At 62.0% G+C, this 23,768-nt stretch carries 27 protein-coding genes; 14 read left to right on the forward strand and 13 right to left on the reverse strand.

What is annotated here, in order from left to right:
- Nucleotides 1–38: 38 nt before the first annotated feature.
- Nucleotides 39–929 (reverse strand): DMT family transporter, encoded by an 891-nt coding sequence (locus AC1RQ9_RS08525; protein WP_193731845.1) that lies wholly within the window; start codon nucleotides 927–929, stop codon nucleotides 39–41.
- A gap of 60 nt (nucleotides 930–989) precedes the next feature.
- On the opposite strand from AC1RQ9_RS08525, the gene AC1RQ9_RS08530 reads away from it, so the two are divergent.
- Nucleotides 990–1,952 (forward strand): MgtC/SapB family protein, encoded by a 963-nt coding sequence (locus AC1RQ9_RS08530; protein ID WP_485986538.1) that lies wholly within the window; start codon nucleotides 990–992, stop codon nucleotides 1,950–1,952.
- A 24-nt stretch (nucleotides 1,953–1,976) separates the two neighbouring features.
- On the opposite strand, the gene AC1RQ9_RS08535 is transcribed toward AC1RQ9_RS08530, so the two are convergent.
- Together AC1RQ9_RS08535 and AC1RQ9_RS08540 are read right to left on the reverse strand one after the other, a co-directional pair.
- Nucleotides 1,977–2,321, reverse strand: coding sequence for a DUF952 domain-containing protein (locus AC1RQ9_RS08535; RefSeq protein WP_193731846.1), 345 nt, complete (start codon nucleotides 2,319–2,321; stop codon nucleotides 1,977–1,979).
- 60 nt (nucleotides 2,322–2,381) lie between these two features.
- A complete protein-coding gene (locus AC1RQ9_RS08540) occupies nucleotides 2,382–3,518 on the reverse strand; it encodes an MFS transporter (protein ID WP_485986450.1) in 1,137 nt (378 codons plus the stop codon).
- A 235-nt stretch (nucleotides 3,519–3,753) separates the two neighbouring features.
- On the opposite strand from AC1RQ9_RS08540, the gene AC1RQ9_RS08545 reads away from it, so the two are divergent.
- From AC1RQ9_RS08545 to AC1RQ9_RS08555, 3 genes are all read left to right on the forward strand, one after another.
- On the forward strand, nucleotides 3,754–4,185 hold the full coding sequence (locus AC1RQ9_RS08545) for a hypothetical protein (RefSeq protein WP_485986540.1): 432 nt from the start codon (nucleotides 3,754–3,756) through the stop codon (nucleotides 4,183–4,185).
- Between the two features lie 127 nt (nucleotides 4,186–4,312).
- Complete coding sequence (locus tag AC1RQ9_RS08550) at nucleotides 4,313–4,894, forward strand: hypothetical protein (protein WP_485986452.1); 582 nt, start codon at nucleotides 4,313–4,315, stop codon at nucleotides 4,892–4,894.
- A gap of 331 nt (nucleotides 4,895–5,225) precedes the next feature.
- Nucleotides 5,226–5,543, forward strand: a complete 318-nt coding sequence (locus AC1RQ9_RS08555) for a hypothetical protein (protein WP_485986454.1) — start codon at nucleotides 5,226–5,228, stop codon at nucleotides 5,541–5,543.
- Here the strand turns inward: AC1RQ9_RS08555 and AC1RQ9_RS08560 are convergent.
- Nucleotides 5,540–5,755 (reverse strand): hypothetical protein, encoded by a 216-nt coding sequence (locus AC1RQ9_RS08560; RefSeq protein ID WP_485986456.1) that lies wholly within the window; start codon nucleotides 5,753–5,755, stop codon nucleotides 5,540–5,542. The genes AC1RQ9_RS08555 and AC1RQ9_RS08560 overlap by 4 nt on opposite strands.
- A gap of 130 nt (nucleotides 5,756–5,885) precedes the next feature.
- On the opposite strand from AC1RQ9_RS08560, the gene AC1RQ9_RS08565 reads away from it, so the two are divergent.
- Nucleotides 5,886–6,206, forward strand: coding sequence for a DMT family transporter (locus AC1RQ9_RS08565; protein ID WP_485986458.1), 321 nt, complete (start codon nucleotides 5,886–5,888; stop codon nucleotides 6,204–6,206).
- Nucleotides 6,207–6,208: 2 nt separating this feature from the next.
- Here AC1RQ9_RS08565 and AC1RQ9_RS08570 read toward each other — a convergent pair whose 3' ends face one another.
- Nucleotides 6,209–6,517 carry a hypothetical protein gene (locus AC1RQ9_RS08570; RefSeq protein ID WP_485986460.1) on the reverse strand — a complete coding sequence of 103 codons (309 nt, stop codon included), beginning with the start codon at nucleotides 6,515–6,517 and terminating at the stop codon, nucleotides 6,209–6,211.
- 185 nt (nucleotides 6,518–6,702) lie between these two features.
- Here AC1RQ9_RS08570 and AC1RQ9_RS08575 point away from each other — a divergent pair, with 185 nt between their 5' ends.
- Nucleotides 6,703–7,824 carry a Gfo/Idh/MocA family protein gene (locus tag AC1RQ9_RS08575; RefSeq protein ID WP_193731853.1) on the forward strand — a complete coding sequence of 374 codons (1,122 nt, stop codon included), beginning with the start codon at nucleotides 6,703–6,705 and terminating at the stop codon, nucleotides 7,822–7,824.
- Between the two features lie 125 nt (nucleotides 7,825–7,949).
- On the opposite strand, the gene AC1RQ9_RS08580 is transcribed toward AC1RQ9_RS08575, so the two are convergent.
- Both AC1RQ9_RS08580 and AC1RQ9_RS08585 read right to left on the reverse strand, forming a co-directional pair.
- Nucleotides 7,950–8,354, reverse strand: a complete 405-nt coding sequence (locus tag AC1RQ9_RS08580) for a PRC-barrel domain-containing protein (protein ID WP_193731879.1) — start codon at nucleotides 8,352–8,354, stop codon at nucleotides 7,950–7,952.
- A 141-nt stretch (nucleotides 8,355–8,495) separates the two neighbouring features.
- Nucleotides 8,496–8,894, reverse strand: a complete 399-nt coding sequence (locus AC1RQ9_RS08585) for a con-10 family general stress protein (RefSeq protein WP_193731854.1) — start codon at nucleotides 8,892–8,894, stop codon at nucleotides 8,496–8,498.
- Nucleotides 8,895–9,342: 448 nt separating this feature from the next.
- Here AC1RQ9_RS08585 and AC1RQ9_RS08590 point away from each other — a divergent pair, with 448 nt between their 5' ends.
- Nucleotides 9,343–9,867 carry an HD domain-containing protein gene (locus AC1RQ9_RS08590; RefSeq protein ID WP_485986462.1) on the forward strand — a complete coding sequence of 175 codons (525 nt, stop codon included), beginning with the start codon at nucleotides 9,343–9,345 and terminating at the stop codon, nucleotides 9,865–9,867.
- Nucleotides 9,868–9,964: 97 nt separating this feature from the next.
- On the opposite strand, the gene AC1RQ9_RS08595 is transcribed toward AC1RQ9_RS08590, so the two are convergent.
- The 3 genes from AC1RQ9_RS08595 to AC1RQ9_RS08605 all read right to left on the reverse strand — a co-directional run bounded on the left by AC1RQ9_RS08595 (nucleotide 9,965) and on the right by AC1RQ9_RS08605 (nucleotide 14,178).
- The gene (locus AC1RQ9_RS08595) at nucleotides 9,965–12,151 is read right to left on the reverse strand and encodes a DUF262 domain-containing protein (RefSeq protein WP_485986463.1); all 2,187 of its coding nucleotides are present in this window, start codon (nucleotides 12,149–12,151) and stop codon (nucleotides 9,965–9,967) included.
- Between the two features lies 1 nt (nucleotide 12,152).
- A complete protein-coding gene (locus AC1RQ9_RS08600) occupies nucleotides 12,153–13,592 on the reverse strand; it encodes a DUF262 domain-containing protein (RefSeq protein ID WP_485986464.1) in 1,440 nt (479 codons plus the stop codon).
- Between the two features lie 253 nt (nucleotides 13,593–13,845).
- A complete protein-coding gene (locus tag AC1RQ9_RS08605; protein WP_193731858.1) occupies nucleotides 13,846–14,178 on the reverse strand; it encodes a DUF2934 domain-containing protein in 333 nt (110 codons plus the stop codon).
- A gap of 415 nt (nucleotides 14,179–14,593) precedes the next feature.
- Between AC1RQ9_RS08605 and AC1RQ9_RS08610 the strand changes: the two genes are divergently transcribed.
- Genes AC1RQ9_RS08610 through AC1RQ9_RS08620 form a run of 3 tightly spaced genes read left to right on the forward strand, consistent with a single transcriptional unit; the run spans nucleotide 14,594 to nucleotide 17,186 of the window.
- Nucleotides 14,594–16,027 carry a cytochrome ubiquinol oxidase subunit I gene (locus tag AC1RQ9_RS08610; protein WP_193731859.1) on the forward strand — a complete coding sequence of 478 codons (1,434 nt, stop codon included), beginning with the start codon at nucleotides 14,594–14,596 and terminating at the stop codon, nucleotides 16,025–16,027.
- A gap of 3 nt (nucleotides 16,028–16,030) precedes the next feature.
- Complete coding sequence (cydB, locus tag AC1RQ9_RS08615) at nucleotides 16,031–17,050, forward strand: cytochrome d ubiquinol oxidase subunit II (RefSeq protein WP_485986465.1); 1,020 nt, start codon at nucleotides 16,031–16,033, stop codon at nucleotides 17,048–17,050.
- Nucleotides 17,037–17,186 carry a DUF2474 domain-containing protein gene (locus tag AC1RQ9_RS08620; protein ID WP_485986466.1) on the forward strand — a complete coding sequence of 50 codons (150 nt, stop codon included), beginning with the start codon at nucleotides 17,037–17,039 and terminating at the stop codon, nucleotides 17,184–17,186. The genes cydB and AC1RQ9_RS08620 overlap by 14 nt, the downstream gene beginning before the upstream one ends.
- Before the next feature lie 105 nt (nucleotides 17,187–17,291).
- On the opposite strand, the gene AC1RQ9_RS08625 is transcribed toward AC1RQ9_RS08620, so the two are convergent.
- Nucleotides 17,292–17,597, reverse strand: coding sequence for a hypothetical protein (locus AC1RQ9_RS08625; protein ID WP_193731862.1), 306 nt, complete (start codon nucleotides 17,595–17,597; stop codon nucleotides 17,292–17,294).
- Nucleotides 17,598–17,929: 332 nt separating this feature from the next.
- On the opposite strand from AC1RQ9_RS08625, the gene AC1RQ9_RS08630 reads away from it, so the two are divergent.
- Nucleotides 17,930–18,397 carry an Hsp20/alpha crystallin family protein gene (locus AC1RQ9_RS08630; RefSeq protein ID WP_227672454.1) on the forward strand — a complete coding sequence of 156 codons (468 nt, stop codon included), beginning with the start codon at nucleotides 17,930–17,932 and terminating at the stop codon, nucleotides 18,395–18,397.
- A gap of 68 nt (nucleotides 18,398–18,465) precedes the next feature.
- On the opposite strand, the gene AC1RQ9_RS08635 is transcribed toward AC1RQ9_RS08630, so the two are convergent.
- Nucleotides 18,466–19,074 carry a glutathione S-transferase N-terminal domain-containing protein gene (locus tag AC1RQ9_RS08635; RefSeq protein ID WP_485986467.1) on the reverse strand — a complete coding sequence of 203 codons (609 nt, stop codon included), beginning with the start codon at nucleotides 19,072–19,074 and terminating at the stop codon, nucleotides 18,466–18,468.
- A 393-nt stretch (nucleotides 19,075–19,467) separates the two neighbouring features.
- On the opposite strand from AC1RQ9_RS08635, the gene AC1RQ9_RS08640 reads away from it, so the two are divergent.
- The 3 genes from AC1RQ9_RS08640 to AC1RQ9_RS08650 are packed head-to-tail and all read left to right on the forward strand — an operon-like array spanning nucleotide 19,468 to nucleotide 21,931.
- A complete protein-coding gene (locus AC1RQ9_RS08640) occupies nucleotides 19,468–20,577 on the forward strand; it encodes an acyl-CoA dehydrogenase family protein (protein WP_485986468.1) in 1,110 nt (369 codons plus the stop codon).
- On the forward strand, nucleotides 20,574–21,302 hold the full coding sequence (locus AC1RQ9_RS08645) for a PIG-L deacetylase family protein (RefSeq protein ID WP_485986470.1): 729 nt from the start codon (nucleotides 20,574–20,576) through the stop codon (nucleotides 21,300–21,302). The genes AC1RQ9_RS08640 and AC1RQ9_RS08645 overlap by 4 nt, the downstream gene beginning before the upstream one ends.
- Nucleotides 21,299–21,931 carry a class I SAM-dependent methyltransferase gene (locus tag AC1RQ9_RS08650; RefSeq protein WP_485986472.1) on the forward strand — a complete coding sequence of 211 codons (633 nt, stop codon included), beginning with the start codon at nucleotides 21,299–21,301 and terminating at the stop codon, nucleotides 21,929–21,931. Before AC1RQ9_RS08645 ends, AC1RQ9_RS08650 begins: the two co-directional genes overlap by 4 nt.
- 115 nt (nucleotides 21,932–22,046) lie before the next feature.
- Here AC1RQ9_RS08650 and AC1RQ9_RS08655 read toward each other — a convergent pair whose 3' ends face one another.
- On the reverse strand, nucleotides 22,047–23,174 hold the full coding sequence (locus AC1RQ9_RS08655) for a glycosyltransferase family 2 protein (RefSeq protein ID WP_485986473.1): 1,128 nt from the start codon (nucleotides 23,172–23,174) through the stop codon (nucleotides 22,047–22,049).
- Between the last annotated feature and the right edge of the window lie 594 nt (nucleotides 23,175–23,768).

Genomic DNA, 23,768 nt, shown 5'->3' on the forward strand with positions numbered 1-23,768 from the left:
GAAACCCTTCATTCATTCACAATTTATTTTCAGCTGCGTCAGGATGTGGCGTCAGGGCTGCGTTTGCGCGCAGGCAGCCGCAATTCGCTGGCCAGCACCCCCGCCACGATACACGCGGCCCCCGCCACCGATGTCGCGGGCAGCACATCACCCGCGATCCAGCCGACAATGCCACCCCATACCGGCTCACCCGCGTAAATGATGGTGGCGCGGGTGGGGGAAACCGCTTTCTGCGCCCAGTTCATGGTCAGCTGGATCATCACGCTGGCCGCACCCAGCCCCACGCCACCCGCGATCCATGCCCATGAAAAGGCGGGCAGACCTTCACCCATGACCGGCATGGCCGCCAGCGCCAGCACGCCCGTCACCACCAGCTGCACCACCGTAATGCGCCGGCTGTCGCCACGACCGGCAAACCGGCCGATCAGGATGATTTCCCCCGTCGTGGCCACCGCCGCCAGCAGGGTCGCGCATTCACCGGGACCAAAGCCGCCCGACGCGGCCCCGGTACCCGACAGCAGCATGAGACCACAGAAGGCCAGCCCGATGCCCACCCAGCTCATCAAATGGGGGCGGCGGCGCAGCACCACCCATTGCGCCAGCGGCACCATGGGCACGTACAACGCGGTCAGGAACGCGGAACGGCTGCTGCTGATGGTCCGCAGCCCGTATGTCTGGCTGGCATAGGCCACGCACATGCACAGCCCGATGGCCATGCCTGCGCGGATTTCCGTCGCCGTCACCCCCCGCAGCGCGCGGTGGAACACGGCAATCCCCATAAGCGAGGCGGTGCCAAAACGCACGCCCACGAAAAACAGCGGCCCGCAATACTGCTGCACCAGATGCACCGCCAGGAACGTGCCCCCCCAGCAGAAGGTCACGGCCATAAGCGCCACCTCCTGCCGGGACACGCGGATCAGCGATGACATGGCCCGCGTCCCTTCCTGCTGGTGACCGGGGCGTGCGCCCGATGCGTCATGAACATCTCCATGGGGTTTTTCCCGCGCCGGGCAGCGACCTGCCCGGCAATGCCTTGCTTTTGTTTCCATACTGTTGTGACCCGTGCGGCGCGCGCAGGCAACCCCGCCCGCGCCTGCCGTGTTGATGGCATGACACACCGCCATGACAGACAGGGACCATGGGCACGCATGACCATACAGCCATCATTCACACCGGCGACCGTGGGGGAGGGATGGCTGCAGCTGGGGGAACTGGCGCTGGCGTTCGTGCTGTCGGCGCTGGTGGGGCTGGAGCGGGAGTTCCGGCAGAAAAGCGCGGGACTGCGCACCTATACGCTGGTTGGGGTGGCGTCGGCGCTGTTCATGCTGGTATCGAAATACGGGTTCAATAACATTCTCGACAGCGGGCGGGTGGTGCTGGACCCGTCACGTATCGCGGCACAGGTGGTGTCGGGCATCGGGTTCATTGGCGGCGGCGTGATCTTCATGCGCCGCGACGTGGTGCGCGGGCTGACCACGGCGGCATCCGTATGGCTGACGGCGGCGCTGGGCATGGCGTGCGGGGCGGGCCTGATCGCGCTGGCGGTCGCGACGGTCGTGGGCCACTTCATCATCATGCTGGGGTTTCCACGGCTGTCGCACCTGGTCCCGCGTGACCATGCGGCGCGGTCGGCGGGGCTGTTCATATCCTATCCCGACGGGCGGGGGCTGCTGCGCGCCATCCTGATCCGCTGCACGCAGCTGCGCTTCACCATCCACCGCGTGCGCATCGAACCACCGGCAGGCGCAACCGCTGATCCCGAGGCATTGCAGGACCTGCGCGACCGCCAGCATGACACTACGGCAACCCCGGACCATGACGCCCACGCCACGGTCACGCTGTTCATAAAGGTGCGGGGCAGGCGGCCGCTGTCGCACCTGGTGGCGGCATTGTCGGATATTGACGGCGTGATGGGCGTGGAAACCGAGGAAGCCGACAACGACCCCGACTGAATCCCTGGCCTGCAGCCGACGGGATCAGACCGGCAGGTCCACCCCGCCATCAGCCGTGCGCGCCACCGGGGCGGTGGCCACCACCGCGCCCACGGGCAGGGGCGCATACAGGTGCGGGAAAAGCTGCCCCCCGCGTGAGGGTTCCCACCGCACCACCGCCGGGTCCAGCAGGGACAGGTCCACCGCCACCAGCACAAGCCCGGACTGACCGCTGAAATGCCTGTCCAGCGTGCCCGCCACCTGTGCTGCGGCCGACAGGTGGATGAACCCGTCCGCGATATCGGCCGGCGAGCCTGAAAAACTGCCCGCGCGGGTCAGGGCGTCATGTTCACCAGATGTCAGGATTTTATATACAATGCGATCGGTCATGGGGTCTTTCCTGTCTACACGGCGCGACCATAGGCCATGGGCGTGGCCCCGCCAACCGGGTCAGCGCGTGGCCTGCCGTGCGTAATGCCGCCCCGCGCGCAGCACCCACAGCGCCGCCAGCGCGATGCCGACACTCCACCCCAGTATGGCGTATGACCCGGCGGTGGACAGCGCCACGCCGCCACACAGCGCGCCCGCGCCAATGCCGGTATTGAACCCGGTCACGCAGAAGGAGCATGCGGCCTCACGCTCATCCGGGGCCAGTTCGATGGCGTAGCTCTGCGGTGTCAGGTTCAGCAGGGCCGCGACCACGCCCCAGATCACCATGTCCACCCAGACCAGCCCCGGCAGCCACCCCGACGCCACCAGCAGCCCATGGCAGAATACCATGGCGATGATGGACAGCCCCATGGTCCTGCCAGCCGACCACGGCAGCCGCCCGCCGGCCCAGTTGCCGCCAATGCCCGCCACGCCATAGACCAGCAGCAGTACCGGCACCAGCTTTTCCGGGCTGCGCGGAATGTCGTGCAGCAGCGGGATGATATAGGTATAGGCCGTGAAATGCGCCATGATGACCAGCATGGTCAGCACCGCGATATAGCGCAGCAATGGCTGGCGCAGCAGCACCGTGATGTTGAGATGCCTGCGTTGGGAGGGCAACGGCGGCAGCAGCGCCAGCAGCCCCGCCATGACCACCAGGGCCGCCACCCCGCATATGATGAACGCCGCCCGCCAGCCCAGCCACTGCCCGACGGCCGACGCCATGGGAATGCCACAGGCAAACCCCATCGCCACCCCGGTAAACGCCAGCGCCGTGGCGCGGGTGACCGGCAGTTCGGGCGCCAGCCTGACCGCGACCCCCGATATGATCGACCAGAAAATGCCATGCCCCAGCGCCAGCATCACGCGCAGCACAGCCATGACCGCGTAACTGCTGACGAACGCGCACGCAATGTCCACCACGCCCGCCAGCGCCAGCAGGCCCGCCACCAGCACGCGCCGGTCCATGCCCGATGTCAGCAGCGTCAGCGGAATCGCGGTCAGCGCCACCAGCCACGCATACCCCGTGACCAGCATGCCGACCGAGCCGTCGGACACATTCAGCCCATGGGCGATATCCGTCAGCAGCCCGATGGGCAGCACTTCGGTCACCAGCCAGATGAATGCCCCGATCGAGAGCATGCCGATACGCATCATGAGCACGGACACCACAGTGGATTGACAACAGGCGCGACACCGTGCGCGCAGGCAGCGGCGTGTCCGGCCGCTTTAGCCCCATCGAAGCGTTACGAAAAGGGGATGATCATGAAATCGTACCGCAAAAGGGCGAAAGGGGCTGGCTTTTGGCGTCACGACGCGGCACCCTGTCGCCATGCAACCGCAGTAAGCCGCGTCGTGCGCGGATATTCAGAACAGAGGTCCAAGCGTCGTGATGCGCCCCCAGAATGACAATTCCAGTCCGGCCGTGCTGCATTTCCCGCGCCGCAACATTCTTTCCCCGCGTGAGGCCTCGCATTACCTTGGTATCCGCCCGTCCCACCTGCGCATCATGAAATGGCTGCGCTGCGGGCCGAAACCCATCTCCATCAACCGCCAGACACTCTATACCGAAGCGGAACTGCGCGCTTTCCGCCTCGGGCTGCTCCAGGCGGTGGGGGTGGGGGAACAGGACGGCCCCTACCGCGAAATACACGGCCACGCCCCGGCACTGACGGCGGGCGAGGAAGGCGGGACGGGGGAAAAACCCGCGACCGACCCGCTGCTGGTGCTGCTGTCAGCCAACCTGATCCGGCGGCGGGCGCTGGGGGTTTCCCTGTGGGGCATGCTGCTGCTGGGCATTGGCATCGACCTGATCCTGTTCTGACCCGCCCGGCCGCCTGACGCGGCGCAAAGGGCAGGGGACAGGGCACAAAAAAGGGGCGTCCCGGCATGGGACGCCCCCCTTTTCGCGCTACGATGGCTGCAGATTACTGCTGCTGGCCTTCGTGGTCATGATCGTGGTCGTGCTCGCCGTGCTCACCACCGTGCTCGCCGTGTTCGCGATCACCATGTTCGCCGTGCTCACGGTCACCGTTTTCGCCGTTCTGGCCGTTTTCTTCATGGTGCTTGCCATGATGCTTGCCGTGGTGTTCACCGTGGTGCTCGCCGTGGCGGCCCTGTTCGTTGTTGTCTTCAGCGTGGGCGACAACCGGCAGGGACAGACCAAGGACTGCAGCCAGGAGAAGGGACTTTTTCATGTATTTAATTTCCTACTTTACCAATCGGGTTTTAAAAACCTGCCATTGCCTTATAAAATAACAACCAGCGACAAGAAAGCCTGTACCAGTAAATTATTTGTAACAGAATGCATCATACCCGCGGTTACTACGGGATATTATTGCGGATACGATACATCATGCCTCCTCATGCACGTAACCGTCATCGGGGTGCACATGGGATGCATCCTGCGTGCGGACATAGCCGCGACGGTTTTTCCATGCATGGATCAGGGCTTCGCGCCATTCTTCATGTGGCTCTTTACGGGGTCTGGGGGTGGAGACGGCTTGCGTATTCATGATCCGGAAACCTCCTGATAAGGAGCCAGCACAGGCGCGGGCAGGAACAACCTAACAAAAACAATGGGCCATGAATGTGATGATTGTATGAATCTCCGATCACCGCTACGCGATCATCATGCTGGTTGAACGGGTGGCATACGCGCAATTATTACTTATAAATTAATCCCCCCGATTAAAAAAAATCCGTGCATACCTGAATTGCACACGGAAATAATTCCTATTCCATAAACGATTACCAATGAATTCCTGATAACAGGCACTGTTGGTATCTTTTTGTAACAATGCACGCCCTTTCATCTTCCGGGCAATTCTACAATGTTACCACTTTGTAACCCGGAGAAACATCATGAAACGTACACTCATGTTCGTGCTGGCGCTTGGCGCATCGCTGCCGGTCGCCGCACAGGCCCAGTCCTTTTTTGGCAACCATGAAGAACACCGCGAAGGCCGTGAAGGCGGCTTTGGCGGTGAGCATCGTGAAGGCCGCGAAGGTGGCTTTGGTAATGAACGCCGTGAAGGTGGTTTTGGCGGCGAACACCGTGAAGGCCGCGAAGGCGGCTTTGGTAATGAACGTCGCGAAGGTGGTTTTGGCGGCGAACACCGTGAAGGCCGCGAAGGCGGTTTTGGCGGTGAACACCGTGAAGACCACCACGGCCGTCGCTAAAACAGCCGTTTCCGTTTGACGGACTGTTCAGGGGAAGGGCCATGCCGGTCCTTCCCGTCCTGCCCGCCCGGCATGTATCCGTGCCGGGCGGCAGGCATGAAAGGCGTATCCGACCCGGCCGCCCCGCCATACGGGGATCCGGTGGGACCGGATGCGCCCTTCGCGCCCATGCGGATGTCGCCAGCACGGGGGACATCGGTAACAACAGGCATGATCGGGACCGCGCCACCGGCGGCCCGTCATTTAATCGTCGTGGTCCAACACCGGCGTAATCCCGCTGTCCATGGCGGCGGCCATCTGCCATGATGGGGAGATTCCGGCCATCGTGGCCTGGTGGAGATCATGATGGCGTGGATTGCCCTGATTGTGGCGGGCGTGTTCGAGATAATATGGGCAACCGCCATGAAACAGTCGGAGGGTTTTACCCGCCTGTGGCCTACGGTTGTCACACTGGTGGCGGTGGCGGTCAGTTTCTGCCTGCTGCTGTGGTCCATGCGCACCCTGCCACTGGGCACGGCCTATGCCGTATGGACGGGCATCGGGGCGGTCGGGGCCTTTCTTGCCGGTATCGCGATTTTTGGTGAGGCGGCAAGCCCGGCCCGCATCATCGCGGCCCTGCTGATCCTTGCCGGGCTGGTCATCATGAAATCCGCCACGCCGTGATGTCATTCATCCATGTTGCCCGTAGGTGGCGTGGAGGAAGATGAGGGCGCCGCGCCCCCGCCAGGCTGCGTTCCGGGTATGCTCGGGTTGCTCGGGTCCTTGCGCGGGCAGGGGTGGGAATGGCCATGTGCCGTATCCTGTGTCCGGCACTGGCTGTCCGGTGTCCGGGATGTGGAGGTAGAGGGCGCGCCATGTTCGGGCATGGTCTCGACCGGCATCCGCGGCGGCGTGTTGCCCTGTGCGTGGGCTGCGGTATCAAGACACAGCGCAAACGCCACAAGCGACGCGATACGAAGGGGGCGTACGATCATTGTCGTTTATCCTTTGACGGTAACGTCGCGACAGGCGGCGTTGTAATGTAACGCCCGTCATTATTGCCGGTTTTATTTTATATCGACCCGCGACCGCATGAAAATCAGGTGGCCAGATCGATCGCAACCCATGCCTTGGGCCCACGTTCACCCGCCAGCACGACAACCAGACGTGGAGGCATGCGATGACACCCGATACACACACCCGAAAAATCCGTTACGCCGTCATCGGGGGCGGCCAGATTTCCCAGCAGGCCTTCATGCCGGGCATGGCGCGGGCAAGGAATTCCGTGCTGGCGGCCCTGGTGACCGGCGACCCGGAAAAGGCGCGCAGGCTGGCGGCGCGCTACGACATCCCGGCCTGCCATTATGATGACCTGCCCACGCTGCTGCGTTCGGGGCAGATCGACGCGGTCTATCTGGCGACACCCAACGCGCTGCACCGGCAGTACGCGGTACCCGTGCTGGAGGCGGGGCTGCACCTGCTACTGGAAAAGCCCATGGCGACCAGCGTTGCGGACTGCGAGGCCATGCTGGATGCGCAGAAGCGGGGCGGCGGGAAGCTCATGATCGCCTATCGCCTGCATTGCGAACCGGGGACGGTGGAACTGATCTCACGCTGCCGCAATGGGGATTTCGGGCACCTGATGGCCTTCAGTTCCATGTTCGGGCAGAATTTTGCCGAAGCCAACCATCGCGGCCATTCCGGCTACTGGTCCGGCCCGGTGCCCGACATGGGCACCTATCCGCTGAATGCGGTACGCAACCTGTTTGCCCGTGAACCGGTGGAAGTCCACGCCGTGGGCACGAAAACGCCGGGGCGGGGATTCAATTTCGATGATACGGTATCCGTCACCCTGCGCTTTGCCGAAGGGCGGATCGCGCATTTCCTGGTCAGCTATGCCTGCGCGCCGGTCGAGAATTTCTCGCTGGTGGGGGACAGGGGCAGCGTGACCGCAGGCCCGTGTTACATGTTCGGCCCCGATGTCGGCATTACCTATACCACCAGCATAGACGGCCGGAAGCAGACATGCCGCCATGACCCGGTGGAGCAGTTTGGCGGGGAAATCGCCTATTTTTCCGACTGCATCCTGCATGACCGCGATCCCGAACCGGATGGGGAGGAAGGATTGCGCGACGTGCGCGTCCTTGCGGCGGTGGAACGCGCGCTGCAGACCGGCCAGCCACAGAAGCTGGACCCCATGCCGCCCGCGCGCGTCGCACTGCCTGATCAGGTCATGACCCTGCCGCCGGTTCCTGAACCGGGCGAAGAAGAGATGATCGGCATTATCCCGCAATCCGCCTGACGGCCGGTTTTGTGCACCAGGCGGCAGGCCATGACACCGCATTCATGGCCTGCCCCAAAAAAAACCGCAGGCCATGGCATGACGCCGTGACCTGCGGTTGCATGTCCTGCCGGATCCGGCCCGGCTTACATTTTCGGCAGGTCGCCGTAATAGGTATCGACCTGGCTGCCGTACTGGCTGTTGGTCCAGTCGGGGGACGTATCCTCGGCATAGGCGGGGGCAGCTTCAAGCTGCTCGCGCGTCAGGGCGACAATGTAGCCGCCGCGTTCCTTATCATAATGCAGGGCTTTCCACGGCAGGGGATGGTAGCTGTTGCCCATGCCCAGAAATCCGCCAAAACTCATGATGACGTAGGCAACGTCGCCATTGACCTTGTCCACCATGAAATACCTGACCGTGCCAAGTTTTTCGCCCGACGGGGAGTACACGGACGTGCCCTCGACCTTGTCGGAAGAAATCAGGTCATGCCGGCCGGCGATGTCGCCGGTCATTTTGCTGGTCATGGACCCGTCTGTCGTATTGTTTGTCATTGAAGCGGACATGATGCTTCTCCTTGCGTGTCATGAAGGCCGCGCCGCCACCGGGGCGTGATCGCACCCCGCGTGGGGGACATTCATGGATAACGGGCAGGTTGGGCGGGCCCCGGTCAAAGGTCCCGCCCACCCGGTTGCTTACGACTTGCCGCCGTGGCTGTGCTGGCCACCCTTGCGCCCGGCTTCCGCCGCGCGTTCGGGATCATCGGCAAAGTTGCCCGACCCGTGCTGCGTCGCCTTGTGCGTGCCGGTGGCATGGGTGCCGCCGGTACGGGTGCTGGCGGATGTCGATTTTTCCGCCGTCTGGCCGCCATGGCTGTGCTGGCCGCCCTTGCGGCCGGCTTCCGCCGCGCGTTCCGGGTTGTTCGCGAAATTGCCGGAACTGTGTTGCCCACCCTTGTGCCCGGCTTCGGACGCGCGGGCGGGATCATTGGCAAAGTTGCCGGGATTGTGCGCGGCCCCCCCACCACCACGGCTGTCGGCCGGTGCAAATGCGGGCTGGCTGGTACGTGTGTGCAGGGAGATATGATAACTCATGATCTTCACCTTTCCATATCACAGCGGCTACAGAAGGTCCTTGTTTTTCCCCGGCCCCTGCCGGGCCATTGGGGAAGCAACCCCGAAAATACGCGCTGTGGGAGGTTCAACGGCATATCATCCCGGCGGTTCCGTATTCCATACATAAAATAAATAAGGCGCGGTTTCGCTTCGTTCAGACACAAAACAGGTCAGTTTCATAATATAATTAAGACCATGTACTTTATAATTTCCTGTCACACATCACATACGAAGCCACGGACGGGCAGGCAAGCCGCCGTGTTCACGCAGCCGCTTCGCTGCATGATGTAAAATACAGAAAATACATTTGTTATATCGCATCGTTACTTACATTTCACATGTGCAACATCATGGACGGCGCGCCATGCCATCCGTGCTACACGCCCCGGACCAGAGCGGCCCGGCCCCTGCACCCAAGGACCCTTTCATGACCAGCGACCTGATTGCCCGCGCGGATACATTTGCCGAAGCTGCCCATGCCAGCATCGGGCAGACGCGCAAATACAGCGGTGATCCGTATATCGTCCATCCCCGCCGTGTCGCGCGCATGGTGGCGCAGACTGGCGCGCGCGATGCAGTCATCGCCGCCGCCCTGCTGCATGACGTGGTGGAGGACACGCCCGTCACACTGGCGGACATACAGGCCACGTTTGGCAATGACGTGGCGGCGCTGGTTGAAATGGTGACGGATGTCAGCCGCCCAGGCGATGGCAACCGCAGGCGGCGCAAGACCATGGACCGCGACCATCTGGCCATGGCATCGGCCGGGGGCCAGACGATCAAGCTGGCCGACCTGATCGACAATACGGCGTCCATCACGCAGCATGATCCGGGTTTTGCACGGGTCTATATGCGCGAAATGCAGGAACTGCTGGATGTGCTGACGCGCGGGGACCGGAACCTGCACCGACAGGCGGCAACACTGGCCGCGCAGTATTTCCAGCGGGGATAGAAGGACAGAAGTTCTTGGTGAAGCTTTTTTCAAAAAGGCGACACCCAAAAACTTCTGTTTTCAGACAACCTTCATAAATGCCATGCGGGCAGACCGGTCATGGGCGATCTGCTTCATAATATTCAATAAAAAACACCCGCATCTGTTCCTGGTGTTCCTGTATCATGGTTCCCATTCGTTCCTTGATGCCGACGCTATTATCGATTTCCATATTTTTTGTAATGGCAAATAGCCAGGCCAGTTTCAGTGAATCATATCTGCCCGTTTTTCTGCCTTTTTCAAAAAACTCGTTTCTCTTGTCGGTAAAACTCTGGTTGCCGTACGCACTGTTCTCACCCGGATTCAGCAGGGCAAGATTACCGAAACAATGCAGGATCTCCGGGTTCAGGCGAGGCAGATTGCGCGGCGTCTGCGGATAGACGTGTTCAACCGAATTCCTGGACACGATCCGATAGCGTCTGAACCTGTCTTTCATATCCCTGTCCGACAGGTTGGGAACCATTCCGTCGCGCGCCTTTTTCCACAATATATATTCCAGCTTCTGGAACCAGTAATGCGTGATTTGGGGATATTCACGATGCATCAGCCCGGCGATAGCGCCCTGCGCCGCTTCATAAATGGGCGTGCCGGAACCGGACAGGTCAGCGGATAACAGATCGAAACTGGCAGTTTTCTGGGTATGGATACCGTTTTCCTGCGCAACGCATGACAGCCGGTTATCCAGCCTTTCCAGCAGGCCCAGCACATGCGTATCTGTCGGGAACCAGTCTGCCACCCACCGATCATCTTTCCACTGGCCCTTTGCCAGTCGGCCCAGAAACGGCGTCAGCCAGTACTGCGCGCTGTGGTCACCCGTAAAATACCGCACGGTCTGCAACTGCTCCAGCGCGCCAGCCCAGACATCTGCCGTGGGGGTGGTGCGGGACAGGCGTTTTTTACCGGTTTTTGTGTCCCTGATCTGCGCACGGAACATGATGGACTGGCCCGATTGCGGGTCCGTAACCCGTTTCATGACCCACTGGTCAAACTGGTGGCGCACGGTCCACAGGCATTCGATAAACTGGCGTGCCTTTTCAGCGCCCATCTCCGCCGAGGTCGTAGTACATTCCTTCAGAAAACCAGCGAAACATTCATTCAGACGATCCGGGTTGATGCTGGGAATATCACCATTATCCTCATCCTTATTCTTATCTTTATCCGGTTTCTGCCCCTGCTGATGGCGGTAAATACGCAGCGTATGCAGCAGCAGTTGGGGAAAGGTCAGGATGGAGGTGGCATGCGTCAGGGCATTCTCATCTTCGCCATCGTCCTTTTCAGGCTCCCGGTCCTGCGTGCCCGATAAGCTTCCCCGCGCCACGATATCCGACAGGGTCATGGCGGCTGTCTGGTCGGGGCTGCATCCCTCAAAATGGAATTTGCCCGGATCAAATGTTTTCAGCCCGTCATAAGAACAGTTTTCCCACTCAGCATGGGGGAACACAGCGCGCAGGTTGCGTTCAAAAAAGCCGTTCATGTTTTCACAGGCCTGCCAGATGGCGTCATAATCCATCCGGCGGTCCGGGATCAGTTCCAGCAGGCGGGCCTTGATGATATCGGATGCCTCCAGCTGCACGCCGCTGGTATTCAGCGCAGTAAACAGGCGGTTGAAATCGGTGCCCTGTGGCACGATGTTGTTGACCCAGCTTACCTTGCTGAACAGATAGTTTCCGAATTCGCACAGTTCAGGACCTTTTTTGCCAGCTAGAAAGTCTTTCGCGGTCTTCAGGCCACCCGACAGGTCCTTTACGTACGCATCCCCTGAACCGGCTTCGAACTCCCCGGCCAGCCAGGCACGAAACAGGTCGCGTACCTGTTCACGAATGGCGAAATGCAGGCGGGGTTCATCATGCATTGTTGGATCGTAAAGAAATTTCTTCAATACGCCATGCAGTAGCGTCAACCCCCTGTCTGGTTTTTGTGACTCAAGCACGCGGACAAATTCTTTTGACTCAATTACGCGGACAAACGCCAGGAAAATCAGCATCAGCGTTGTCAGGCGCTGCTGCCCGTCAATCAGTTCGTAACAGGGTGGTTCGGCATCCGTTGCAGCCGTATTTGTTGTAATCAGCGTGCCGATGAAATAATGCGGCCGGGCCGCCTTCATGGCATTTTCTATGTCCTGCAGGAATTTTTCCACATCTTCGGGCTGCCAGACATACGGACGCTGATAGCTGGGTATATCCAGACGCGCCTTGCATATCCACAGTCTCCGCGCCGTCAGTACTTCGGTCTTTACCATTTCCATGTCAGGCGGCCCGTCCAGAAGCTGTCAATTTCCCAAAATGCTCTATCAGGTTGGTATCAAACCCGTTTTTTAACTGTTCTTTCTCAGTGCATGACTGGTCCATCACGCCATACACGCTGCGGACATACCGCGCCCGGATGCCACCCCCGTCCAGCCCGTCCGTATCAATGTCATAGGTATAGGCACGCAGGTATTGCATAAGCTGCGCATGGTTGAAGCTGCACGCGATATGGTCCAGAAGCTGGTGATCCAGACAGAACTTCTGCACGCCCTGTTCAAATACACGCAGCTTCGTCAGGCGCAGGCTGAAGACAAAGCGCAGCAGCCACAGCCGCGCTTCCGCCAGGTTGCTTTGCCCGAACCGGCTGGCATAAAGCAGGATTGCAGTTTCGTACAGCGCACGCAGATACCGGCTTTCCGCGGCATCCATGATCGTCGCCTCAAGCTGTTCATGGCCATTTTTCACCATGGCGCCGCCATCGGGGTTTTCGCGCGGAAACAGGTCATTATGCAGTGTGCAGAAATACAGCAGGTAATTAATGGTATTGACCCCGCTGTTCAGGGGCTGGCGCATGGCATAGCCACATTCCGGCATAAGCTGTTGCCACAACCCGAAGGGCTGGTTCTGCCATACGCTCAGCCGGTACGCCGGGTCCTGTTCCGATGGCTGCGTATCATCCCCGAATTCGGCAATGATTTCATTGCGCAGTTCCGACCAGTAGAACTTTCGGACATGCAGATGGGTCCAGAACCGCCCGGCGATCAGCAGCCGGACCACACCATCCAGCGACGTGCCCGTCTTTTCCCATAACCGCGCGTAATCATCCCGCTGCCCCGACGCAATGACGCGCAGGTGATAGGCCTTGATGATATCCGTCCCCGACAGCCGCCGCCCGCCGGTGTTTATCGTCTGGAAAAAACGCCATGCGTCATCTTCCGACCGGGTCACGATCAGGGTGACGTTGATACTGCGCAGATCAAGATTCGGGCGACTGGCCTGCTTTATCGCTTGCACAATGCCAAAATTGCGCCGGATCCGTTCATGGCTGGCCGGTGCGCGATAGGTCAGGTCCAGTAGGGGCTGCTGACCCCACGCCTGGCACAGGATCGCCATGGTGGTCAGGCGCTGCTGGCCATCAATGATATCCAGCACCACCTCGCCCTGATCATTTTCATGCTGGTGCAGGACAATACTGCCAAGATAGAAGGCAATGGGCGGGTCCAGCCTGAAATAGGCCTCCAGATCCCCCACCAGTTGCCTGACCTGCTTTTCCCCCCAGCAATAGGGGCGCTGATAGACGGGCAGGTTCAGTTTTCCCTGCAGTTTTTCCACCCGTCCCTTGAAAAGCTCATCAAGGGTGGCCGATATGGGGTCAATACCGAAAATCAGCCTGCTACTTTCCACGCCATTATCAGGTGCGGACTCCGTATTATTTAACATATATAAAATATATCCGGTAAAATCATGAATTCATTCTATCATGATAAAAAAGCATGACCTGAATGACAAGCCATACCCTGACACGCAACGCCCGCTGGCTCATGGTCCCGTCAGGAAACCGCAAAGCGGGCAGGGCAGGGACTGCACTGGGGCATCGTGCAGATTATAGAAAAGCTTCAAAAAAAAGACGGCACCAGCAGGACAGCAGACGGGCAATCCGCATGAAGGGCCGCCCGCCTGCCGGTTTTCGGGGTTACTGGTTTTTCAGCGCGTCCGCTTCTTCCTGCCGCGTGGCAAAGGGGACTTCCTGCCTGTCATCCAGTTCATCCATGCTGCCGCCGGAATTGCCGAGGTTTTCTTCCAGGAACGCCTCCTCGACCGGCTGGCCGTTCGCGTCCAGCGGCACGGGGGAGTCCACGGGGATCTGTCCCGCATCGGGGTTGCTTTCCATCCCGATCAGTTCCGACGCATTTTCCCTGTAGGCATCCGGCCCGCAGCCCGGCCTGCCATCGGCTTCCCACAGTTCCTTTGCCTTCGCGGTGATGCGGGCCTCGGTCTGCGGGGTGGTTTCCAGTGGGTTGACCATGTTCATATCCTTATAAATGGACCAGAGGCGGGGCGCGTGGCCCGACTGTCGTGAACCAGACATAGCGTAGTCCCGTGCCCCCCGTCACCCGCAACAGGGGGCATGGCAGTCGCGTTCCCATGCGGCAGCTACCATGCGCATCGGGAATACCCCTGTAACATACATGGCAAAATCCGGCCCGATATCAATGGTGGCAGGCCTGTTCCATACATGTGCCTTCTGACAGTCCGCTGTTTGATAAGCCATGGTTATCATGACATGCGCAGAAGGTCTTGGACGCGCAACTTTTTACTGATCTAGCACTGTGCCCGACGCGTTGTGGTTCATACCGCGACATTCCGTGTGACCGACGGGCCCGACCCGGGCCTGCCCTTGCACGGGCGTATCCCTGTTTTCAGGTTTGGGAAAGTTATCGATGCACACCGTCCATGATCCCGCGCTATTGCTGGCGCGCTTCCAGTTCGCCTTTACCGTAGGCGTGCATATCATCTTCCCGGCGTTTTCAATCGGTCTGGCAGCGTACCTTGCCGTGCTGGAAGGGCTGTGGCTGCGAACGGGAAGGCCGGTCTTCCTTGATCTGTACCGATACTGGATCAAGGTGTTTTCGATCGTATTTGGCATGGGCGTGGTGTCGGGACTGGTCATGTCGTACGAATTCGGCACCAACTGGTCGGTCTTTTCACGCAAGGCCGGGCCGATTACCGGCGTGCTGCTGTCCTATGAGGTCATGACCGCGTTTTTCCTGGAGGCAGGCTTCCTTGGCGTCATGCTGTTCGGCATGAACCGGGTCGGGCGCGGCCTGCATTTCGCCGCGACGTGCTGTGTCTCCGTCGGCACCCTGATTTCCATGACATGGATCCTGTCATCCAATTCATGGATGCAGACCCCGCGCGGCTATACCATCGACCCCGCCACGGGGCGGTTCATGCCTGCTGACTGGCTGGCGATCATCTTCAATCCGTCCTTTCCCTTCCGGCTGGTGCATATGGGGCTGGCGGCCTTCCTGTCGGTGGCGTTCATCGTGGGGGCCACGGGGGCATGGCATATGCTCAAGGCCCGCAGGCGGGGGCAGGTGGCCAGTGAACCCGTGCGGGTCATGTTTTCCATGGCCATGTGGATGGCCGCCATCGTCGCCCCCATCCAGATCATGGCGGGCGACGCGCACGGGCTGAACACGCTGAAATACCAGCCCGCCAAGATCGCGGCGATGGAAGGGGACTGGGTATCGGAAGACCACGCGCCCGAACTGCTGTTCGGCATTCCCAACATGAAGACCGAACATACGGATTATGCCGTCAGGCTGCCGCTGGCCGGGTCGCTGATCCTGACCCACAGCGTGAACGGCAGGGTACCGGGAATGAAGGACTTCCCCCGCGACCAGCGGCCGCCGTCCTATGTCATTTTCTTCACTTTCCGCATCATGGTCGCCCTTGGCATGCTGATGGTGGCGGTGGGCATGTGGTCGCTGTGGCTGCGGCACCGGGGCAGGCTGTATGATACGCCGCTTTTCCACCGCGTCGCCCTGTGCATGGCGCCCGCGGGTTTCCTGGCGCTGCTGTGCGGCTGGATCACGACGGAGGTCGGCCGCCAGCCCTGGACGGTCTATGGCCTGCTGCGCACATCCGACAGCGTGGCGCCCAATGCCCTGTCGTCCATGGCGGTGTCCATGACGGCGTTCGTGGTGGTGTACGTGCTGGTGTTCGGGTCCGGGATCGGGATGCTGGTGCGCCTGCTGGGCCACACGCCGCATACGGGTGAACACGGCACCAGCCCCGACCACGCCCCCGACATACTGGCCGCGCGCAGCCACCCGGCGGTCGTTGACCCCACCCATGGCGAAGGAGCCTGAGACATGATGGACGTTTCCTACTGGCTGCCGGTCATATGGGCGGTGATCCTTGTGGCCGCGATTTCGATATACGTCATCCTTGACGGGTTCGACCTTGGCATCGGCATGCTGTTCGCGCTGGAACGCGACCGGGGGTGCCGCGATGTGATGATCAACACCATCGCCCCCGTATGGGACGGGAACGAGACGTGGATGGTACTGGGGGGCGCGGTGCTGTACGGCGTGTTCCCCGGGGCCTATGCCACGTTGCTGCCGGCGTTCTACGTGCCGATCGTGGTGATGCTGCTGGCGCTGATCTTTCGCGGCGTGGCGTTTGAATTCCGTATCCTGACCCGCGATACCCCGCGTGAACGGCTGTGGGAGGGCGGGTTCATGGCCGGTTCCGCCATTGCCGCGTTCTGCCAGGGGGTGATCCTGGGCGGCGTGGTGCAGGGGGTCCGGGTTGTTGACGGCGCGTTTGCCGGCGGCCCGCTGGACTGGCTGACGCCGTTCAGCATCCTGTGCGGGGTGGCGGTCATGTGCGGTTATGCCCTGCTGGGGGCGACGTGGCTGGTATGGCGCACAACGGGCAGGCTGGAAGCGGCGTGCCGCCGGTGGGCGGGGTGGCTGGCCATCGGGCTGTTCATGGGCATTGTCGCGGTCAGCGCATGGACGCCGCTGCTGCATGCGCCCTACCTGCGGCGCTGGACCGACTGGCCCAACATCGCGCTTGTGGCCCCGGTGCCGGTGCTGGTGGTCGTGCTGGGGATTGTGCTGGCGCGCTCACTGCGCCGTGGGCAGACGCGCGTGCCGTTTGCCTGCGCGCTGGGCTGGTTCGGGCTGTGCCTGTCGGGACTGGGGATTACGGTCTGGCCCTATGCCGTGCCGCCGGGGCTGACATTGTGGGACGTGTCATCACCGCCCTCCAGCCAGTTTTTCCAGCTGGTCGGCACGGCAATCATGATTCCCATCATCCTGACCTACACCATCCATTCGTATCGCGTATTTCGCGGAAAGGTGACCGAGAGCGATGGCTATCACTGATATTGTCGCGGGAAACGGGGACAGGGCGCCCCGCCGCGTGGGCGTGCGGATCGCATGGTTCATCGCCATATGGTCGGTCAGCACGGCGGTGTTCTTCGGTGTGGCCAGCCTGCTGCACCTGATCGTGCCGCATTAAGCACTGCTTCAAACAGGCGGCGGTCTTCTGAAGCTTCTTGAAACAGGCCTTGCCAGAAACTGTTATCCGATGCCCCGCCATGAACGGGCGGGGCACCCAACCGGTTCAGCCAACGCTGACGCTGACCTTGTGCAGTTCCGCCTTCACCTTCGCATCGGGATGGCCGACGTGAAAGGGTTCAGCGGACAGCAGGCGGATGCCGGTCATGTCGGACAGCGGCAGCACGCTCCATTCGCCCGTGGGGGGCACGCGCTTTTCATGGGCGTCCTCGCCGCGATAGATCAGGACATGTGGCGTGCCATCGCGCTCACCCAGCGCGTGGGGGGAACCGGTGTAGTTCTTGCCATCGAAGGTGAAGCCGACCACGGACTTCTTCTGGATGGCGTCACGAAGCGTGTTTTCAACTGACATGTATGTTTTCCATTCTGGTTGAACCCGATACGGGTTGCCGCATGTTATAACGGGCCAGTCAGGATATAGCCTTTCTGGCGGCATGCAGAAGCGGCGGAGGTAATATATTGCTGCAATACTGCCCTGCATCGCGCCAGTTCTGGCGCGGCATGGCATAAATCCCGCCCGATGTCGTTGCGATAAAGTAAAGGACAGCCCTGCATGGAATGGACCGCATGGCATGATTGATCTGTATCACGGTCGGGGCCGGATATTGCCCGCAGCATTCAGGGTGCAGGGCGGAAATGACCCAAAACAGACCGCTCAATGGTATGTATCGAGGAGCAATGACCATGATTGCACGACCGACATTTGTCGCAACCCCGGTCCGTACGGCCACGGCGCGCACGGCCGACCCGTTCGCGGTGCTGCAACGCCAGGTGGGGCGACTGATCGATGACTACCGCGCGCCCGACACGTTCGGTTCCGGCCGGATCGGGTCCACGGACATTACCGAGGACGCAACCGGCTACCACATCTATATCGAAGTGCCCGGCTGTTCGGAAAAAGACATTACCCTGAACGCCAGCAACGGCGTGCTGAGCATCTCGGGCGAGAAGAAAAGCCCCGTGACGGCCGAGCAGAAACAGCATGTCGCCACCCGCAGCTTCGGCGCGTTTTCCGAGCATTTCAGCCTGCCCGAAGGCGTGGATGAGGACAGGATCAGCGCCCGCATCCGGGATGGGGTGCTGCAGGTGACCCTGCCGCGCCGCGAACCGGCCAAACCGACCGAACGCCGGATCGAAATCCAGCCCGGCTGACCGGGGCATCCGTCTTACGGTCACGTGGCCCGGGTACCGCTGGTATCCGGGCCATGCGTATGTACGCTTCAGTCCAGTCCTTCCTCGCGCCGGGCCTGCTGTGCCGCGGGACGGGCAAACACCGTATCGCGCAGGGCGCAGGCGCGCGGATAGGCCGAAAGATCGATCCCCAGCGGGCCGGCCCAGCTCAGGATCACGGCCATCAGCGCATCCGCCTGCGTGAAGCCCGCGGGCAGCATGTGCCCGTTGCCACCGGCCTCCAGCAACGCCTCGACCTGCTTCAGGCGGCGCGTGACATTCGCCAGCAGCCGTTCGCGCATCACATCGGGCAGGTCGGGGGCGAACAGCGCGCCGAATGCGCCATGTACGTCCTCACAAAAACCAATCGCTTCCAGCAGGTGGAAGAATTTGACCGTATCAGGGGCGGGGTGAAGGGCGACATTGCCCGACTGCTGCCCGATATAGGTCAGCACCGCCACGTTCTGCGTCAGTACCGTGCCCGGTTCGATTTCCAGCGCGGGCACGGCCCCGCGCGGGTTGATTTTCAGGTAGTCGTCGCCGCTGGCGGTCTGTTTGGTCTTCAGGTCCACCCGTTCGAGGCTGTGCGGCAGCCCGGTTTCATTCAGGATGATATGCGCGGCAAGCGAGCACGCGCCCGGCGTGTAATACAGCTTCATTGCAACGGCCTTCCGTCTGGGTCTGGCTGGGGCACGACGACAGCGTCCCGCCCCCTGTCGCCAGAACACTGGCACATGCGCCACGCCATGAAAAGCACAGGCCCATGACCGGTATGCAGGCCACGGGCGGGGACCTACCCGATTGTAACACCGTGCAGGGAACCAATAGCCCACCGGCACTGTTTGTGACTGCAGGCGGGCAGCACGAGGGTTCTGTCCGGCCTGTTCCCTTTCCGCCAGGAGACTGTTTGAAAAGTCGGCCCAGGACCGCACCAGAAAACTGAAGGACGTTTTTGGTGAAGCTTTTTTTCAAAAAGGCGGCACCCAACAACTTTTGTTTTTCATCAGTTGATTATCACCAGACAGTTTCCTGAAATATAAAGGCATTTCCGCATGACCTTTCCCTTCGACGCCCTGACCGCCTGTCGCGCGGAACTGGAGGAGGAAGCAACGGTCAACGATGCACGGGCCGCATTCCCCACCGGCGGGCTGGACCGCCTGCGTCACCTGGGCGTCCTGACCGCCGCCCTGCCACAGACGCTGGGGGGATCGGGCTTTGGCACCGAAGCCCACGGGGCGGCGGGACTTTTGCACATGCTGCGGCTGGTGGGACAGGGCAGCCTTGCCCTTGGCCGCGTGGTGGAAGGCCACATCAACGCCATCCGCCTGGTCGCGCTGTACGGCACGCCCGAACAGCTGGACCACGTCGCGGCGGAGGTGCATGACAGCGCGCTGTATGGCCTGTGGGTCACCGATGGCGCGACACCGCTGCGCATGGACCAGACGGCGCGCGGCATCATGCTGCATGGGGGCAAGGCCTTTGCATCCGGCGCGCGGCATGTCACCCGCGCCCTTGTCACGGCGCGAACGGGGCAGGACGTCACGCGCATGCTGCTGGTGGCAATGGGGGCAGGGCGCGCCGTCCATGATACCCATGGCGGGCTGGCCGGCATGCGCGGGGCGGGCACGGGGCAATGCGACCTGACCGGCATGACCGTACTGCCCGCGGCCCTGGTGGGGCAGGCGGGGGATTACCTGCGCCAGCCCGAATTTTCGGCCGGGGCGTGGCGCGGCATGGCCGTGGCGCTGGGCGGCATCGAACGGCTGACCACCCTGCTGCGCGGCCAGCTTGCGGCCCGTGACCGCGCGGGCAGCCCGGCACAGCAGGCGCGGATTGGCATGGCGCTGATTGCGGCGGAAACCGCCCTGTTATGGACCCGCCGTGCGGCCCTGCTGGCCAGCAGTCCCGACCGGTTCGCGGCAGGCGACATTTCCGCCACCGTCAACCTGGCCCGGCTTGCGGTGGAACGCGCGGGGCTGGAGGTGATCGAACTGGTCCAACGCGGGCTGGGGCTGTCAGCCTTTGTGCGCGATAACGTGGTGGAACGGATCATCCGCGACCTTGCCACCTACCTGCGCCAGCCCGCCCCGGATGAGACGCTGTGCGAGGCCGCCGCATGGTTCACGCCGCGCGACATGCCCCAGCCGGACATCCGTGCATGAAGACGGCCCGCCTGCATGCGGCCCTGCGTAGCCTGCCCATAGCCCCCCTTGCCGCCATTGCGCCCGGCACCGCGCTGGTCCTGGCCCCGCACGCGGATGATGAAAGCCTGGGCTGTGGCGGGCTGATCGCCGCGTGCTGTGCGGCCGGGCGGCCGCCGCTTGTGGTCATCATGACCGATGGCGCGGCGTCGCACCCGCATTCGCGCCAGTGGCCCGCCCCGCGCCTGCGGACAAAACGCCAGCACGAAGCACGCGACGCGGTGGCGTGCCTGGGCCTTGCGCCCGACCGGCTTGCCTTCCTCGGCCTGCCCGACGCCGCCGCCCCGCATGACGGGCCGGTCTTTACCGACATCGCGGCACGGCTGGCGCACCTGGCCATCAGTCATGGCTGCACCACGGTTTTCGCCCCATGGCGGGCGGACCCGCATTGCGATCATGAAGCGACGTGGAAAATGGGGGTGGCCGTGCGGGACCTGTGTGGGCTGCGGCTTCTGGCCTATCCCGTATGGGGCTGGCTGCTGCCACCCGAGAGCGAACTGGACCACCCGCCACCGCGCGGCATGCGGCTGGACATTACCGCCCACCGCGCCGCCAAGGCGCGGGCGGTCAGCATGCATGAAAGCCAGTACGGCGGCCTGATTACCGACGATCCCGATGGTTTCCACCTGCCCGACAGCCTGCTTGCGGCGCTGGTGACGGATTTTGAGGTTTTTATCCATCCATGAACGCCACAAGCTGGTCCCCGACCGTATTCGAACGCCTGCACCGACAGCGCACCGACCCATGGGGCGTGGCGACGCGAACCTATGAACATGACAAGTACCGCCGGACGCTGGCTGTCCTGTCAGGACAGCATTTCAGTCAGGCGCTGGAACTGGGGTGTTCGATTGGCATGATGACGGCGCGTCTGGCGCGGCAATGTGACCGGGTGCTGGCAGTGGACGTGGCCGAAGCCGCATTGAACCGCGCGCGCCACCGCTGTGCCGGGCTGCCGGGGGTGTCGTTTCATCGCGGGCAATTGCCCGGCGCGTTCCCGCCGTTGCCCGCGCGGTCATGCGACCTGATCGTGATTTCGGAAATGCTGTATTTCCTGTCCCGTCGCGATATCCGCACCCTTGCCGCGCACTGCCTGCGCGTGCGGCAGGCGGGCGCGCCGGTCGTGCTGGCCAACTGGACCGGTCCGACCGATACGCCATGCACGGGCAACGAAGCCGCCCGCCTGTTCATAAATACCTGCCGCGCCGCCGGCCTGCACGTGACCCGCGCCCGGCGGTACGCGCAGTACCGCATCGACGTGCTCAACGGGCCGCAGATGTCGGCGGCGGAGCCATCCATCCCTGAAACAGCCGTCTGATCCGATCGAAGTTTTTGGTGAAGCTTTTTCCAAACAGCTTTGAAGAACGCCGCCTTTCGGAAAAAAAGCCGGCACCCGAAAACCGTTATCCGCTCTATCTCGCGATATGCCCCGTTCAGCGCACCGTGGATTCCGCTGCCGGGACAGGCAAGACGTGGGGCATGGCCCGTGCCACCAGCAGACTGTTCACGATCCGCCGTGCCGCATCCATATGCATGGGCAGGTCGGCACGGCGGATGGGCACGCGCCGCAATACCGGACTCAATGCCGCCAGCCGGTCCCATGCCATGCCGTCAAACCGGGCACGCGACATATGGGCCACACAGCCCGCGGGCAGGCGCAGCAGGGCGGCCAGATCCGCAACCGCGTCATGCCACGGGCCGGTGGCGGCCAGCAGGGCGCGCAGCCGGCGCAACGTCGCGCGCGCCTGCGCGCGGCGCAGGCAGGCCCGTGGCGGTTCAAGGCTGTCATCCAGCATTTCATCCTGCCGCACCATGCGCCGCGCCATGGTGTCCGCCATGCCACCACAGGCCCGCCCCGCCGTACGGCCCGACACCCACACCGTGACATCCGGCGCGTGGCGGATGGCGGCATCCACGTGCCGCAGGGCGCGCACGAAACCCCGGTCCTCGCCCAACGGCACGGCGGGAACGCCACCCGCGCGCCGCCAGGCGGCCACCGTTACCGCAATGCTGGCGCCGGAATGTTCCGTATGGCGCGGCCACGGATCATACGGGTCGGGATCAACCAGGTCATGGATACGGTCCAGCAGCGTGGCATAGGCGGTTTCCATGCGGTCATCTTCATGCAGGTGGGCGGGGATCAGCCGCGCTTCCTCCGGGTCGATCAGGGCGCGGCCACAGACCACCTCGGCCCCCGCGTCAAGGGCGGCCAGGGTATGGACCAGCCAGTCGGGCGCAACACGGCCATCGGCATCGGTTGTCAGCACGATGCCATCCGGCCCCGCAAGGGCCGCGGCAACCTGCATGGCCGCCCGCCGGGCCGTACCCGCATGGGCGATGGGCGGGGGATAGGTCCGCGGCGCCACCACCACGCCAAAGGGCAGGGACGGGGCCAGCGCACGCACCACGCCGCACGTGTCATCCGTGCAGTTGTTGAGCAGCAGGACAACATGGGACAGGCAGGCCCCGTGCTGTGCGGCAAGGGCGCGCAGGCAGGGGCCGATCCGCTGTGCCTCGTTACGTACCGGGATCGCCACGACAGGGGAGCGGGCAGGCGGCATGGGTCACCTGTTGGAAGGGGAAATGGTAAACGCGGCGTGGACCGGACGGGTTGCACAAAGCGGACGAACCAGCAGGAGGGCATCTGGAACACTGCATTGATAAATAGATATAAAAGTTTTTGGGTGCCGCTTTTTTTCAGGAAGCTTCACCAAAAAATTCTTGATGGGTTTCAGGAAGTTTTCTTTCCTGTGCGCACCGTTACATGACACAGGCATGAACCGGATAATTTTTATTTTAAAATCCCCGCAGGGCAGGAACCCATCCGTATCGGGCGATAGTTCCCCGATGCCGGATTTTTTATTTATGAAATTACAAAATCAATAAATTATACTTCATAAATTATCGGAAATAATTACGAACATTTCCGGTAATGAAGATTATTTTAAATCTTATCTGTTCATACTTTGTAAAAAAAACCTGTATCTGTCGATTCAGGCAGATGCCGCATGACCCCATGCCGGCCCGCCCGTTACCGATCATGACGGAGCATCGTCCCATGTCCACCACCATGACCCGTAAACCCTAGGGGCCTGTCCGCCACCGCGCGGGGCGCGGCCAATCCATCCATACAGTAAAGACCGCATGCCAGTACT

It is taken from the genome of Komagataeibacter ossonobensis, from assembly GCF_057359305.1.